Genomic DNA, 15643 nt, shown 5'->3' on the forward strand with positions numbered 1-15643 from the left:
ATGAGATAAAAAAGAAGAACGCCTCTTTATGAGAGGAAACGTTCCTCTCTTTCTATACATTTATCCAAACGTAACGATATCTTCTAATGTTGGTAACGATGGAATCGCTCCATAATTTGTACACGTAATGGCTCCTACTTTGTTCGCAAATGTAGCAAATGTGCAAAGCGCATCAAAGCTCACATCAAGTATATTTTCTTCTTTTGCAAATTGATACAACATAGCACCTACAAATGCATCACCTGCACCCGTTGAATCCACTTGTTTTACAGGAATAGAAGGGATGATTGCTTCGCCTTCCCTTGTTGCAAAAAGTGTTCCTTCTTTTCCAAGCGTAATCGCAACACACTTTGCTCCTGCTCTAAGCAAAAATTGTGCAGCTTTCTTCCTATTCGTTTCTTTCGATAACATGATCGCTTCTTCCTCACTTACTTTTACAAAATGAGCTTGGCTTATAAAAAATAAACAATCCTTACAAAATTGCTCTGGATCTGTAACGAGGGCATCGCGATAGTTTGGATCAAACGAAATGAAGTGATTTTGTTCTTTCGTATATTGCAGTAATTTAAAATAAGTTTCCTTCAACTCCCCTGGTAATAAAGCTGTTGCGGATCCGAAATGAATCATATCACCTCGCTGCATCTTAGAAAGGTCAATTTGCTGAAACTGATACTCTCCATCCGCACCGCGCATAAAAGTAAAATCACGTTCACCGTGCTTATCAATTGAAACAAAAGCAAATGTTGTTTGCTTGTCTTTGACAAGCATAGACGTATCAACATTGTTTTCTTGCAATGTTTTTTCTAAGAAATCACCAAAAGGATCCTTGCCAACTTGCCCCATAAAAGAAGCGTTTCCGCCTAATTTTGCAATCGCTGCCGCAACATTTGCTGGAGCTCCGCCCGCTTTCTTTTCAAAATGTATTCCATCGCGTAATGATGCATGATCACAACAAATAAAATCAATTAGTAATTCACCGATGCAAAATACTTGCTTCATTCTTACTCTCTCCTAAGTTTATATTGGATAATCTGAAGAGAAGTGCCAATATGGCAGCTCTGTTCTTTAATTTTATCATCTGAGCGTTGGATAGAAATGAGCATATTTGTGATTATTTAATCGCTTTTCCATCATTTCTGCCATTTGTTTTGAATTCGGATTTCCTTCATTTTGTAATTGATTAATAATATTAATATAATCCGTTTTACTTCTGTTCTGACTTCATTTATATGCAGCTTTCTCTAACATGCTGGGTTTACCATATACATGAACGGCTTGGTAATTTCATGCAGGAACTTCTTCCTGCTCATACTAAGAAAAAGAAATGTAAGCATTTGGTCCCTGAAATATAACAAGCACATCTTCACGGGTTTCAAATGTTCTCCACTGAGGATTTCCATAGGCCATATGCCCAGTAATATAGTAATCATAATCCTTTTTCTTTAACCCCAAAGGCAAATGAGTGGCAATTGGTTTCCTCTGTTCTGTTGTGACAATCGTTCCAACAGAGTTATTTTGAACAAACCCCAAATTTCATCAACATTTGTGGCCTGAAAATATTTTGGAATGTACATAATCATCCACCTGCCCAAAAGTTATACGAGTGTTTTCGTCATGATAAAAAATCGAGTAAAGTAAAATACATTTTATTTTACTTTTTCAACTGCCCTCTCCTATATCTAAAGAAAAAAATTCTGCAAAAAACAGGATTTTAATCAAAATTTAATCAGCTGGGTTTTCTTCATCCCCCACTGATTATAAGCTCTCATCAATCGACCTGTTACGGGCAGTAAGGCTCCCACCTATCTTCCTTGTTTCTTATTGTCCTAAAATAGCGGGATAAACAAACTAATAATTGTTCCCTCCTCAAAAACTACTTTTGTTTTTTCCATGATATTTGAAATTCTCCACCATGTTCTTCCGTTACAATTTTAACTTTATATGTATCATCTTGAGATACTTTAATATTCTTTTCGCCGTTTCCCCTATCAAATTCTAATATTTTATTATCATTTGAATCCAAAACATAAGCGATTATAATTCCTTGTGTAGTTTCATCATCAAAAGAAAATATCCAATTCTCCCCTTTTTTAACTTTCATATCTTGAGTTGCAGAACCAGTAAATTTTTTATACTTTCCAGATATACCATCTGAAGAACCGTGAACTTTACCACCAACAACCGTTCCTTCTCTTGTAAAACAACCACTAAGAACTATCAAACATAAAAAAAATAGCATTGCATTTTTAATAATTTTCAACATCATTACCCCTTCTACTCACAATATCTATCCCTTATTAAAACTTAAAAAACAACCATAATATCATATATCCTAGTAAATATATTATTAATATTATAGTTATAAAATCAATGCTATCATTTTAACTCTTCACGTAACTTTACTTCTTCTTCATTTACGTAACCAGTAAAAATAACCTCTGATATATGTTCATGATTAAAAAACATATTATATTCAGTTGAAATATTTCCGATAGGATAATAACAAGCTACATAATCCCAAGTTTTCTTGGTTTTTGAATCTTCTTGTTTTCTACCGTATATCATCAAAGGTTGTTCCCAAGTTTTAAATTTCACCACTGAACCAATCGGAAGTAACGTGTCTTTCTCTATTTTCTCTATTTTCTCCATTATAATTCACCTCTTTATTTAATGAAAAATTTACCTATTTTATATAAAATTAAAAAGCAAATAGGCACTGTAATTAAATATATTAAAGAAAAAATCATTTTTTCTTTAATATTATATGTAGCATCAAATAATGTCAGGATAATAGTACCAAAAAAACAAATAACAAAAAGAATTGTTAAAATTTTTTTCAAACTTTCTAAAGTCATAAAAGATACTCCTTTACTTTATCTCTACTTCAACACCTGTACCGACAAGACTCGCTCCAGGTCCCCAAGGAAGATTTACTTTAAATCCACTTGAACTTATCTTAACAGACCCACCCGCTTGGCCAAGTGAAGCTGAACCACCAATGTGCAAATCATGGTCTGTAAATGGTATAGGTATATCTACACCTGCTTCATATTTTGCCAAAGAAGCCTCCGCTCCAAATTCAAATCCATTTTTATCTATTTTAGCAGAAGCTTCTGCATTTGCCATGCTTAAACTAGCTTCTCCTTTTAAATCTCTTCCATTAATATCTACTGAACCTTCAATTCCTACTTTAACAGTATTATATGAGGCGCTTGCTCCAATGATTGCTCCAGCTTTCAATTCACCACCTATAGCTTTAGCATATAACGGACCACTTTTTTCATTATATAAATAGGCTTCTTTAGACTTAGTACTTAACACATCAGTCATTGATTGTAAATTAATTTTATTAGTACTGCCGCCATCAGTACTTAATATACCTTTTCCACTCTTCATATTAACTCCATTATTATCCGCTGTTTCAAACTTAAGGGCAATACGTTTTAACTCTTCTTCAATATGTTTAAGATAATTAATATAAGTTTCATAAGCTTTATTCAAAGTAGGTAAATCATTATAAAAAGCTAAACTAGAAGCTCCTATCCATCTCATTTGAAGATTCAATAATTCTGAAAGAATTCTATTATGACGATCGGTTGCTTCAGAACTAGCATATTTAAAAGTTTTCGCTCTATTTCTTAATTCCCCTGGAGTAACCTTAATCTCTCCCATTCATATCCCCCTATTTCTAATTAAATATTAGAATTATCCATAAATAAGATTATATTTATCTCTAAAAAATCGAGTGTAAAATTATATTATTAAGAATATTAATAATATAATTTTACATGAAATAAGGAAAAAAATTTCAAGATGTTTTATCTCAATTTAATAATCTCAACTAACAATCTCATACATAACGAAATTATTCTGATTACACTGTGCGACTTATTAACGAGATTCCTCGTCCCTGACTACCGAAATAATAAACAAGTTACCGCATAACACTACAACGAATGCAATCGGATGGCTTCTAACGCCGGTTAAAACTCCTTTTATGCTAAATTTAAATCACCCGATAATTCAGAATGATAAAAGAAGGATTTGCATAGCACCAAAAATATTTCCGGATTCTTCAAAAAAAGGATGAATCCCATTACCTTAAAGCTAAATCTGGCGATAATTTTATACAAGGTACAGTTATAGAAATAGATAGAGGAAAAATACCAAATAGTGAACTTCACACAACCAAATATAAGGATTTACACAGTAAGTACCTTCGCTCGAATAATCTACAAAATATACAAAAATCTGGTTCTTAATTGAAGTGAGAATATCAAATTAGATATAAAGAAATGGGGAAATATAAATAAACTTCAAACGGTCGGTTTAAAACTAAAAAAGAAGCTCAATTGAATTCTTCTAAAATTGAAGAAAAACCAGCAAACGGAGGTAGTGTTAAGAATAATAAAATTACCTTTAATGAATATTTATATGAGTGACTTCATGTCTTTAAAAGAAGTAACATTGCTCCTCGGGCTTACAAAGTTTCCGAAAAAATATTAGCTTCATATTATTTCCGTATTCGGAGAAATGAAATTAGAACAATCTAAGAATATCTTAAAACATGGTAGGTATTATGAAGATTATAACTTTATATTTACTCATGAAGATACTTCATGTATGCTGCACTCTTGTACATTAAATTTTTTGCTTCAAGTTTGTAAAAAAGGAAATTTTAGATACATCACATTGTACGTGTTTAAACACACTCATGCTGTACATCTATTACAAAGTGGTACAAATCTGTAAGTGTGTATCGGAACGTTTAGGGCATTCCTCTATAGATTTATTTACATGTAACTAAATCTATAGAGGAAACTGCCGTAAACCAATATGATCAATTTTTAAAATCTCGTGGGCAAATTGTGGGCGAATAAATTCAACAATGTTCTAAAGTTACTTGTCACAATACGTTTGGAACTTCGGTTTATAGAACGAACGGTTATCAAGCGCAAAGACGCGTTCTGTGTATTCGCCTGGTTTTGTGCGTCCAAGGGCGCGGTCCATCATGTTCATTTTTGCATCTAAATTATCGATATAATGTAAAATTTCCGCTTCTTTTACTAATGGTGGTTTTGGGCTTCCCCACTCTGCTTTTCCATGATGAGATAAGACGATGTGCTGAAGGATTAATACTTCTTCTCCTTCAATTTTCAACTCTTCTGCTGCTTTTCCAATTTCGTTCACCATAATTGAAATATGACCGAGTAAGTTTCCTTCTAATGTATATGTTGTCGAAATTGGACCTGATAACTCGATGACTTTACCAAGGTCATGCAAGATGACACCTGCATAGAGTAAATCTTTATCTAAAGATGGATACAGCGTCGAAATTGCTTTCGCTAAATCCAGCATAGATACAACATGATAAGCAAGTCCTGATACGAACTCATGATGATTTTTCGTCGCTGCTGGATAGTCTAAGAAATCGTTTTGATGCTTATTTAATAAATGTCTTGTTAGACGCTGAATGTTCGGATTTCTCATTTCAAATATGTACTGCGTAATTTTTTCCACCATATCTTCTTTTTTCACTGGTGCTTTTTCAACAAAGTCTGAGATATCTGTTACTTCATTCGGATTTGCAACACGGATTTGCTTCACACGAAGCTGGATACGTCCTTTATAATTTTGAATATCACCAGCTACTTTTACAATTGTTTCCGCTGTATATTGTCTTTCCACTTCCGGTGATACATCCCATAGCTTTGCTTCAATATCTCCGCTTTGGTCTTGTAAGATTACTGTTAAAAACGGCTTCCCGTTACTTGCGATTCCTTTTGTTGCTGTCTTAATAAGCAAGAAAAGATCGACTTGTTCACCAACTTCATATTCTGCAATTTTCTTTTTCATCCTGATTCCTCCACCAACTTAAGTACTTTTAGTATAGCACACTACACTCTATTTTCTTTACGCTTCTGGCGTTAATTTTATCATCTGTTTTTCCGTAAAGAACGATAATAAGTGAGCATGACATGTAAAGAAGATGACTTGTCTCTCCTTTGCAATCTCTTTCATTAACGCGATTGTCCGCTCTGTCCGAACCGCGTCGAAATGAACAAAACTATCATCAATAATAAATGGATAGTGATGTTCAAACGTATGAGCAAGCGCAAAACGTAGTGATAAATAGAGCTGCTCCGCCGTTGCTTGACTAAGCTCATAACTGTAGAAACGAAGTCCATCACTGCGCTGAACGATAAATGGCTCCGTTTCTGACGGTGAAAAGATTTTGCTATATTTCTCACCTGTTAAGTAAACAAAATACTCCTCCGCCTTTTGTAAAATGCGCGGAAGCTGCACTTCATGATAATATTGCTTCGTTTTCGTTAACACCGCTTTGGCTGCCGCATATGCCGCCCACTTTTTCACTTGTTCTCGTACATGTGACTTTTTCATTTCCCATTCATGTAATACATCCCCATACGTACTACCTTTTTCTAAATTTGCAATTTCGACGCGGCACGCTGCAATGCGCTCCGTTTGTTCTTTTTCTTTCGAAAGAAGAGCTTGTATGTGCTGCATTTCTTCTCTTAATTTGTCTTCATAACCGTCTACTTGATAGTTCTCTTCTAAAGATAAATGTGTTAAGCGCTGCTTTAACATATCGATTTGTGGCAAGAGGCGCTGTAATTGTTTCTCTGCCTCTTCACGTTTTTCTGCTTGCACCCCTGCTTCTAAAAATGATTCCTCATCCTTAGCTCCCGCCATGTTCCATAGTCCATCTCTTTCAGATCGAAGCTGCTTCATTTGGTAGTGTAAGGCTGCCTGTTCTTCCTGCCACTCCGCAAACTTCTCTCGCCATTGTTTCAGCTCTTGCATTTTTTCTTTTTCCTGCTGAATACAATGAGTGATTTTCAGAAGTGCATCAAAATCTGTTCCTGCCAAAACATCTTTTCGTTTATGTTCAAATTGCGAAATCATTTCATATAATGCATCTTTTCGCTCGAGCTTCTTTCCTAATTCTCGGTACAATTGTTGCATCTTTTCCACTCGCTCAAATGCCGGCAATAGATGCGCATGCGTATAAAAGGTTGGGAAATGATAACGTTTTTTATATCCCTCTACCTGCTCCCCTATACGAAACGTATCCCTTTCCCACTCTTCATATGCCGAAACAATCTTTTCATAGCTTCTTTCTATTTGCTGCAATTTATAAGCCTCTCGCTCAAATACTTTGCGCATTTCTTCATCTTTTTCTAACTGATAACGAATGGACATAACTTCTTCACTTTTTCGTCGCTCATTGTTTTGCTGAAGTGTGAACAATTCTTCTTGCAAGCGGCTTGAAGCGGGGTCTTTATATAAAACAAATGCCAGTACAATTAATACAAAGAAAATGACGCTTGTAAATAATAAAGCACGATGATCTAACAATACACTCGTTAGTAAAACTCCTATATTCATGAGTAATAATAAAAAACAAATTTTCTGCCAGCGCTTTTTCTTTTCAAATGTGCCTCTTGTTCTTTCTTCATATGTACGCTGCGTACGTTCTGCACTTATATGGATTCCACCTTGAAACGATTTTTCTTTCTGAATAAGCGCTTGTCTTTCTTCCTCTGACAACATTTGTTTTCGAATGTATGCTATATGTTCTTCCTGTTCTTCCAATTGCTCCTGCGCCACTTGAAAGTTCCGATCTAACTCCTGTTTTCGCGCTTCTAATTCTCTCGCTTTTTGAACCGTTTGTGTAATCAATTCTTTTACCGCAAGACTTGTATCAAAAGAGAGCACGCTTTCTTCTTCAAAACTAGCGCCAATTTGATGTTGTAATTCTTCTATTTCCTCTCTTATATTTTGAATACCGCTCGTCATCTCTCGCATTTCTTGGCGCGCATTTTCATATGATAGGTGCTGCATGCGAAGTTCTTCGACATCACTTTCTTTTTGCAAAAGCGACTCATTTATTTGCAGCGATTTCATTTTCGATTGTGCCCTGTCCATCTTTTCTTGAAGTGTATCTAGCTGAACATGAAGTGGTTCGAGCTTTGCTTTTATTGATTCATGGCGCGCTATACCTGAAACAGGAAAATGCCCTGGCTGCTCTTTCAATACCATTTCGTAAGTTCGTTTTTCAATCATAAGTGGCTGAAGTGCTGACAAGATTTCATAATCTTGCTTGCGCTGCTCTGCTCGCTCTTTTTCATGGCGAATTTGAACGAGTTTCTCTTCACTTTCCTTGAGCTGCTTCACATGTTTTTCATACGTACCAATCTTTCCTTGCCATTCATTCAATTTCTCTTTCAGTTTCTTCATCTCTTGCAGTGATGCATTAATCTCAGGCTTACGACCATTCGGTTTAAAGCGCTGATCCATTTCTTTTGCTAGCTTTTTATCTAGTCGCAATAATGCATCGCTCCCAACCGCACTTGCTGAAAATAAATAGTTTCCAATTTCCGCTTCACCGAGCTGATGAATATTTTGTAAACCGTGCATATCAAATGAAAAAACAGAGTCGAATAACCGCTCGTTCATCCCATTTGTGATAGCTTGCAACACTTCTTCTCTGCCCGTTTTTCCATCTTCAAAGTAAACTGTTACTTCTCCGCTTGCTGTTTTCGGAAGGCGCTCGATTTTTAGCCGACCATACTGCTTCGTCATCACAGTAATTGCTCCGCCGTACTTACCGCCTTCTTTCGGTTCATAACGCTTTTGTCCCCTTGTCTGAAAGCCAAATAAAATGCTTTTCATAAACGAACGAATCGTTGATTTTCCCGCTTCATTTTCACCATATAACACCGTCAACAAGGAAAGATCCATTTCCACATTTTCTAGTTTTCCATAGCCATAAATATGGAGTTTTTCAATTCTCATTTTGTCTCCCTCTCTTGCTGGAATAATTGCTCTAAAATAATATTTTCTGCTTCCTTTCGAATCTCTGCTTGTTCCTCATCTGAAAACGGCTCAATAGCGTTACGGGCAACAGGTGATGTCCAAATCGTTTGAAGGATTGGATCCATATTTGAAAAAGACTCTAACTCTTGCAATACGCTCCCCACAAAATGATTTTCTTCCTTTAACCGCTGAATTTCTGCCAAGGACACTGTTTCATTTTTCCACTTCATCACATAAACAAAATCTTTGCGCTCTTCTCCAGCACTTAAAATATGAAAAATCTCTTCCACACGTTTTTCATCACGTAAATAGGAAGACAATGGGCCTTGTCCTGTCAAAATAACAGTTAGAAAAACTCCTTCTTCCACTTTACGCTGCTGCTGCAATACTTCTGCAGCAACCTTCATAAAATCATCGACAGTATGAAGTCCCTCAATTGAAAGCTCCACCTCTTCCCAAATCACATCCGCTGTGTGAAAAAACGAACACTTTGTCTCTTGCTCTGTCATTTCCACAAGATATGCACCTTTTTCACCCGTTTCCTTCCGGTGACGCCCTTGTATATTCCCTGGATAAATGATAGGTGGATTCTCTACTAACATCTCACGCTTATGTATATGGCCAAGTGCCCAATAATGAAATTCTTTTTCTTTCAGTTCACGAATTTGAAATGGTGCATAACGATTATGCTCTGCATCCCCTTCTACACTGCCATGAAGCATCCCAATATGAAAAGGCGCATCGCTCATTTTCGTATACTGCGCTGTCATATTATCTGTTACCGCCTGCTGTAAATAACTAAATCCATAAATAGAAGCAAGACGTTCTCCATTTTTGTAAAATGACTTTTCTTCCACATATGGCTCAGTAAATATATGAACATTGCCTGGAAACTCAATCGCCGCCCAGCTTCCTCCTAAATGATCATGATTACCATGAATGATATATACCGAAATATTATACTGTGCAAGTCGTTTCATCTGCTCTCTTACAAATACTTGCGCGCGTAAACTTCTCGTATCCGCATCATATAAATCACCAGCAAGCAATACAAAATCAACGCGCTCTTGAATGGCTTTATCAATGATACGTTCAAATGATCGAAATGTACTTTGCTTCATTCTTTCCCAAATAGATGTTGGTACACTCATTTCCATACCTTTAAATGGGCTATCTAAATGCAAATCAGCTGCATGTATAAACTTTATTTGTTTCACTAACAAACGATCCTTTCTATCCTTCAAAAGTTTCACTTTATTGTAACACGCTATGTCATATATTTCTTTGCATATTCTATCGTTTTATGACAAAATAGTTATAAGATTCTGATTTTAAATTGGAGGGGAATTTTCATGGGAGTATACGTTCTAACAGTCTTTGAAAAAGATGGTTCCAAAGCATTAGATAAATCGTTCGAGGCCGCAACAGAAAAAGAAGCGAAATTAAAAGGAGAATCTATCTTACGAGACAAAGGATTGTATGAAAAAACACATCGCTGCACATCCTCTGCAGGAAAACTTATTTTATTCCAGCGCTAAAAAAGAAGCGTGATTCGCTTCTTTTTCATTCAACATCTTCATCACACCACGTAAATACCACATCAAGAATACGATTTCCAATACGCACGCGTCTATTCCACTGTCCAGTTTGAATTTGGCGCGTTAATTCTTGTTTCATTTTCTCCGTCCAGTCGTGAATGGTTCCATTCCCGTCGTACGGATATATGCTTGGAAATTCTTCCTGCAGCACGCTTAAACCTTCTACGTCCAAATGAAAATGGAAAAAGTAGTTAGCTGTTAGCGATGGTTCTTGCAATTTTAAAAACGGATCATCAATTTGCTTTCTATTTCGGTAAAAAGTAAAAATATTTACCTTTCCGCTCGTAATTTGGTCAATTTGAATTTCGTGCTTCTCTATAATCACGTCTGTCCACCTCGTTATATACTACCTTTAGTATATATGTCTTTTGCAACAAAGTTAACTATTTTACACGAAATTCATTTCCTTCATCTATGTCCCGCTCCAAAAATCAGAAGCAATTATAAAAAAATAACTTGAAGGGGAGAGATACTATGCATTTCGGAAGTAAAGGTTGGTACGTAAAAGAACTGAAAAAATTAGGTATTCGCACGTATGAAGGTAGAAAACTAGAATCTTATCGTGCACATATATTGGCTCGCTTACTTGAAAAAGTAAAAAGACAATCTGCTTAATAGAAGAAAAGAAGCAACGCTTTTGAGCATTGCTTCTTTTCTTCTATTATATAAATTTCGAGCGATTCTTCTGTCATACCAGATAAGGAAGAACCTGCTAATGAGGATTTCTTAACTGATTCTGCGACCATCTTCTGGAATTCCGCTCCATCTTCACCTGTAAGGTCTTTCATTTTCTCTACATCTTTATTGTAAAAACCTGCATTTAAGTAAGCTTCTAACGCTTTAGCAGGACGTTCCAATGCTTTTGCCTTATTTGCAAGTTCTTTCCCATCAATTACAAACTTTGTTTTTTCCGGCTTTTCTTTTTCAGAAGGAGTCGTGCGATGCTTCTTATATTCTAACTCATAAGAAGAAGCTTCTTTCACATCAAAATATATAGCTCCAGATACTTTTCTACCTGGATCTACCACATCAAAAGAAAGTCTACCCTCATCACACTTCGAATACGCTTTCATTTTTTCATCTTTGACATATAGGGCAAAATCTTCTGGAGATCATCTCAACGCTTCTTTCCCTATATTTTTAATACTTACCTTCCCTTTCAGAACTCGTCCATTAAGAGGTGTTGAATCTTGTTCAGGCAGCGTATACTCTATACTTTCTAATGTCATCTCATAACTTTTACTCTTTTGATTCTTTTCTTCTTTCTGCCCCTTAGAAGAGCTTTCTTGTTTGACTTCCTTTGTACTTTCTGCTGATTTGCAAGCGCTCATCCCCCAAGTGTAAGCGCCCTAATCCCTACAAATTTCTTACAATACACTGTAATCTCTCCAATCCCCTTATCTATTTACTAGTCGAACAAGTAATATTATACCCTTATATTTACAGTATATTTTATTTATGTAGAATTATCTAAATGTATAAACTAAACATTTTCTATTAAAAAGAAAAACCCTCTTACAATAAGCAAATGCTGCCTACTATAAGAGGACCTACTTTTTCTATTATATACGTACCGCTGTACCACTTACCGCAACCATTAACATTCCATCACGAACAACTTCGTAATCTACATCAACGCCAACAATTGCATTGGCACCTTTTCGTTTTGCCAGCTCTTTCATTTCTGCCATCGCAACATCACGCGCTTCTTTTAACTTGCTTTCATACGCTCCAGAACGACCACCGACAACATCACGAACAGAAGCAAACAAATCACGGACAACATTTGCCCCCATAATCGCTTCACCATTTACAATATCAATATACTCGCTAATTTCTTTCCCTTGAATTTCATTTGTTGTTGTTACAATCATGACTGACACTCCTATCATATTTTTGTATTTCTTATCTTTATTATTACACGAAAATAAAAATGAAACTATTGCATCATCTTACAAGAGCGTGACAGATTTGTAAGGAATGGATCTTCACACTTGCTTTACTGTTTCTTCCTTTCATGATCTTAAAGCACGAGAAAGCTCCGTAAAGATTACCCCTAATGCATAAGCACCAGCATCTGGATATCCTAAGCTTCGTTCTCCAACTGTACCAGCACGGCCCATTCGAGCAACGATTTCTTTTGTATATTCCGCCCCTTTAATAGCAGCCTCTGCTCCTTTTTCAAAAGCCGTTTTACAGTCTACACCATTTGTAGCACTGTCTAACCAAGACTGTACACAAGGTGCAAATGCATCCACAAGTGTTTTATCGCCTACTTCAGCTCCTCGTCCGAAAGAGCGCTCTCCAATCGATTGTATACCTTTTAAGGAAGCTTCTAACATGTTGGCAAATTCTCCAACTGTTAATTCTGTTCGATCTCCGGCAGCCTTACTCGCAGCGCGGAAAGCTCCGCCCCAAATTGGACCAGAAGCACCGCCGCAATGTTCCATAATGACCATAGAGCACGCATCTAGAAATGTTCCAATATTGAAAGGCTCTTGTTTCAATATCGAGCTCCACTCACGCTTCAACTGCTTGAATCCTTTCGCAACACTCATTCCAAAATCTCCGTCACCTGCATGCGTATCTAGTTCACAAAATGGTACTTCATTTTGAATAATAACTTCACTCATTTTATCAACAAGATACATCATATTGTCTATTGTGATTACCTCATTTTGAATGATCGCATGTTTCTCCGCTGTTTCTACTTCAAACGAAACTTGTTTTTCTTCCTCTTCTTCTAGAGGCATATATGCTACACTCTCTACCGGACCATCTACTTGAAATGCTGGCGTATGACACTCTTTCGATAACAATGTCTTTAGCTCTTTATCCAATTTCATAATAGTGAAAGAAAGCCCAGCCATATCAATACTTGTCATATAGTTACCAACAAACGTCCTATTAATTCGTATGTTTCGTTTACTTAGTTCTCTCGTAACTGCATTGTTAAATACATACAATTCTTGAAGCGGTGTACCGCCAAAACCGTTCACTAAAACAGCAATTTCCGCCGCTTCATCTAGCTCTAAATCTTTCAAAAGATCATTTGTCATGCGCATTGCTAGCTCATCTGCACTCATAATTTTTTCACGCTTTCTTCCTGGCTCTCCGTGAATACCAACCCCGTATTCCATTTCATCTTCACCTAGTTTGAAAGTAGGGGAACCACTAGCCGGAACTGTACAAGAAGTTAGCGCCATACCAATTGTTCGAACATTCGCCGCTGCTTTTTCCGCTACAGCTTTAACCTGCATTAAGTCCATACCTTCTTCCGCTGCTGCACCGGCAATTTTATGCACAAGTATAACTCCAGCAACACCGCGGCGACCAACTGTATAAAGGCTATCTTCCACCGCAATATCATCATCTACGCGAACATATTCGACTCGAATGCCATCTTCAGTAGCTAAGTGAGCACCATTTTTAAAATTCATAATATCGCCGCTATAGTTTTTAATAATAAGGAGCGTACCTTTTTTGCTCGCTGTTGCTTTAATAGCCTGATATACTTGAATTTGTGAAGGGGAAGCAAACACATCTCCGCACACTGCCGCATCTAACATTCCTTGTCCAACTAATCCTGCATGAGCTGGTTCGTGGCCACTGCCGCCACCACTAATTAATGTAACTTTATTTTCATTCATTTCTTTTTTCTTCACTACTTTATACTTTTTTAATAACTCAAGTTCTGGATGCGCCATAACCATTCCATTGCACATCTCCATCACGAGCGTTTCCGGCTTATTTATAATTTTTTTCATTTGCTATTCCACCTTTATTCGTTTTGTTGTTTTCTTCAATTATTTTTCACATGTTTACATCATTAGATGAATTCATAGAAAATTCCTACCTCGATCCAACTCCCTTTCCGTTATGTTATATTTGAAAGCGTATTATTACCTATATTAAAATGAAAGCGCTTTACAGTAAACAGACAAAAAAGAACAGTTTTCATTTTTTAAAACTGCTCTTTTTCTTGTATGTTGCTTACCATACTTTTTTCATTTTATCCCGCTATTTTAGGGCAGTAAGACTCCCACCTCAAGATTCAGAGAAAAGCAAGGAAGATAGGTGGGAGATCAACTGCCCGTAACAGCCCGATTGGTTCAACTAATAATCAGTGGGGGATGAAGAAAACCCCCACTGATTAAAGTTTCACTTTATTTCGCACGAGTAATAGAATGCCACCTAAAATCGATAACACTCCTAAAGGCATTGTATGAGATTCGCTCGCTCCGGCGTTAGGAAGTTCTCTATTTTCAGTTTTCGACTTAAAAAAGGTAATGCGATTCTCCTCTTTCGCTTGTTTCTTCTGCGCTAGTTCAGAGACTTGCTTTTCTACATTTTGCTTCGCCTCTGTTAATCCAGCGATTTTCTCTTCTATATTTTGTTTTTCCTGTCTTAATTCAGAGACTTTGTCTTCTGGCTGCTTCGTCTGTTTCCATTCAGCTATTTTATTTTCTATCGTTTGCTTTATTTGTTTTAGCTCGTCCACTTTTTCTTCCATCTGTTTAACAAGCTGTTTTAATTCAGACACATGCTCGTTTATATTTTGCTTTGCTTGTTTCAGTTCCGCCACTCTTTCTTCTGCAGTTTGCTTTAACTGCTTGAATGCCGCTATTTTCTCTTCCACATTTTGCTTAATTTCTTTCAATTCAGGCATTTTCTCTTCAATATTTTGCTTTTCCTGTCTTAATTCAGAGACCTTGTCTTTCACATTTTGCTTCGCCTGCTTCATTTCATCTACTTTCTCTTCAATATTTTGTTTTTTCTGTTTCCATTCATCCACTTTGTTTTCTATATTTTGTTTTTCCTGTTTCAATTCAGAGACTTTGTCTTTTATATTTTGTTTTTCTTGCTTCCATTCCTCGACTTTGTCCTTTACATTTTGCTTTTCCTGTTTCCATTCATCCACTTTGTTTTCTATATTCTGCTTTTCCTGTTTCCATTCAGAAACTTTGTCTTTCACATTTTGCTTCGCCTGTTTCCATTCAGAAGCTTTCTCGTCTACATTTTGTTTCATAGAATCCTGTATTTGAGTAGGTTCATCCGCTTGAGCATGAGTCGTATCAACTCCCGTAATCATCGCTAAAGCAAGTGTAGATATCACTACAGTCTTTTTCGTACCCATTATTTTGTACCTCTTTTCTTTCATGAGTAATGAACGATTATATAAATCAAAAATATAAATCATACAT

Annotated in this window: 15 protein-coding genes and 4 pseudogenes; 3 read left to right on the forward strand and 16 right to left on the reverse strand. The window is 36.3% G+C overall.

Features of this window, described 5'->3' with window-relative positions; all coding sequences use genetic code 11:
• Positions 1-60: 60 nt before the first annotated feature.
• The 6 genes and pseudogenes from MR063_RS18220 to MR063_RS18245 all read right to left on the reverse strand — a co-directional run bounded on the left by MR063_RS18220 (position 61) and on the right by MR063_RS18245 (position 3672).
• Positions 61-999, reverse strand: coding sequence for a carbohydrate kinase family protein (locus MR063_RS18220; protein ID WP_242200603.1), 939 nt, complete (start codon positions 997-999; stop codon positions 61-63).
• A gap of 75 nt (positions 1000-1074) precedes the next feature.
• Positions 1075-1574 (reverse strand): annotated as a pseudogene (locus MR063_RS18225) (FMN-binding negative transcriptional regulator).
• 299 nt (positions 1575-1873) lie between these two features.
• Positions 1874-2263, reverse strand: a complete 390-nt coding sequence (locus MR063_RS18230; RefSeq protein ID WP_242200605.1) for a hypothetical protein — start codon at positions 2261-2263, stop codon at positions 1874-1876.
• Positions 2264-2376: 113 nt separating this feature from the next.
• Positions 2377-2649 (reverse strand): DUF4176 domain-containing protein, encoded by a 273-nt coding sequence (locus MR063_RS18235; protein WP_242200607.1) that lies wholly within the window; start codon positions 2647-2649, stop codon positions 2377-2379.
• Between the two features lie 14 nt (positions 2650-2663).
• A complete protein-coding gene (locus MR063_RS18240) occupies positions 2664-2855 on the reverse strand; it encodes a hypothetical protein (RefSeq protein WP_242200608.1) in 192 nt (63 codons plus the stop codon).
• Positions 2856-2868: 13 nt separating this feature from the next.
• Positions 2869-3672, reverse strand: coding sequence for a WXG100 family type VII secretion target (locus MR063_RS18245; RefSeq protein WP_242200610.1), 804 nt, complete (start codon positions 3670-3672; stop codon positions 2869-2871).
• A 623-nt stretch (positions 3673-4295) separates the two neighbouring features.
• On the opposite strand from MR063_RS18245, the pseudogene MR063_RS21995 reads away from it, so the two are divergent.
• Positions 4296-4880, forward strand: a pseudogene (locus tag MR063_RS21995) (tyrosine-type recombinase/integrase).
• A 19-nt stretch (positions 4881-4899) separates the two neighbouring features.
• Here the strand turns inward: MR063_RS21995 and yhaM are convergent.
• The 3 genes and pseudogenes from yhaM to MR063_RS18260 all read right to left on the reverse strand — a co-directional run bounded on the left by yhaM (position 4900) and on the right by MR063_RS18260 (position 10058).
• Positions 4900-5856 (reverse strand): 3'-5' exoribonuclease YhaM, encoded by a 957-nt coding sequence (yhaM, locus tag MR063_RS18250; protein ID WP_087097936.1) that lies wholly within the window; start codon positions 5854-5856, stop codon positions 4900-4902.
• Between the two features lie 41 nt (positions 5857-5897).
• Positions 5898-8820, reverse strand: a pseudogene (locus MR063_RS18255) (ATP-binding protein).
• Complete coding sequence (locus tag MR063_RS18260) at positions 8817-10058, reverse strand: metallophosphoesterase family protein (protein WP_242200666.1); 1242 nt, start codon at positions 10056-10058, stop codon at positions 8817-8819. The pseudogene MR063_RS18255 and the gene MR063_RS18260 overlap by 4 nt, the downstream one beginning before the upstream one ends.
• Before the next feature lie 135 nt (positions 10059-10193).
• On the opposite strand from MR063_RS18260, the gene MR063_RS18265 reads away from it, so the two are divergent.
• Positions 10194-10379: a YhzD family protein gene (locus MR063_RS18265; protein ID WP_242200612.1), complete on the forward strand. Its 186-nt coding sequence runs from the start codon at positions 10194-10196 to the stop codon at positions 10377-10379.
• Between the two features lie 25 nt (positions 10380-10404).
• Here the strand turns inward: MR063_RS18265 and MR063_RS18270 are convergent, their stop codons facing one another.
• Positions 10405-10764, reverse strand: coding sequence for a hypothetical protein (locus MR063_RS18270; protein WP_242200614.1), 360 nt, complete (start codon positions 10762-10764; stop codon positions 10405-10407).
• A gap of 149 nt (positions 10765-10913) precedes the next feature.
• Between MR063_RS18270 and MR063_RS18275 the strand changes: the two genes are divergently transcribed.
• On the forward strand, positions 10914-11054 hold the full coding sequence (locus MR063_RS18275) for a YflJ family protein (RefSeq protein WP_011983883.1): 141 nt from the start codon (positions 10914-10916) through the stop codon (positions 11052-11054).
• Here the strand turns inward: MR063_RS18275 and MR063_RS22000 are convergent.
• From MR063_RS22000 to MR063_RS18300, 6 genes and pseudogenes are all read right to left on the reverse strand, one after another.
• Positions 11051-11422, reverse strand: coding sequence for a DUF5105 domain-containing protein (locus tag MR063_RS22000; RefSeq protein WP_396021860.1), 372 nt, complete (start codon positions 11420-11422; stop codon positions 11051-11053). The two genes, MR063_RS18275 and MR063_RS22000, sit on opposite strands and share 4 nt — an antisense overlap.
• A pseudogene (locus MR063_RS22005) lies at positions 11396-11533 on the reverse strand (DUF5105 domain-containing protein); the annotation flags it as partial. The pseudogene MR063_RS22005 and the gene MR063_RS22000, both read right to left, overlap by 27 nt.
• An 18-nt stretch (positions 11534-11551) precedes the next feature.
• Positions 11552-11770 carry a DUF4352 domain-containing protein gene (locus tag MR063_RS18285; RefSeq protein WP_242200618.1) on the reverse strand — a complete coding sequence of 73 codons (219 nt, stop codon included), beginning with the start codon at positions 11768-11770 and terminating at the stop codon, positions 11552-11554.
• Positions 11771-12001: 231 nt separating this feature from the next.
• Positions 12002-12313, reverse strand: coding sequence for a heavy metal-binding domain-containing protein (locus tag MR063_RS18290; protein WP_242142054.1), 312 nt, complete (start codon positions 12311-12313; stop codon positions 12002-12004).
• A gap of 141 nt (positions 12314-12454) precedes the next feature.
• Positions 12455-14206 (reverse strand): dihydroxyacetone kinase subunit DhaK, encoded by a 1752-nt coding sequence (dhaK, locus tag MR063_RS18295; protein ID WP_242200620.1) that lies wholly within the window; start codon positions 14204-14206, stop codon positions 12455-12457.
• A 386-nt stretch (positions 14207-14592) separates the two neighbouring features.
• A complete protein-coding gene (locus tag MR063_RS18300; RefSeq protein WP_242200621.1) occupies positions 14593-15576 on the reverse strand; it encodes a coiled-coil domain-containing protein in 984 nt (327 codons plus the stop codon).
• Positions 15577-15643 lie beyond the last annotated feature (67 nt).

Source organism: Bacillus cereus group sp. BfR-BA-01492 (assembly GCF_022662815.1).
Lineage (GTDB): Bacteria > Bacillota > Bacilli > Bacillales > Bacillaceae_G > Bacillus_A > Bacillus_A cereus_BD.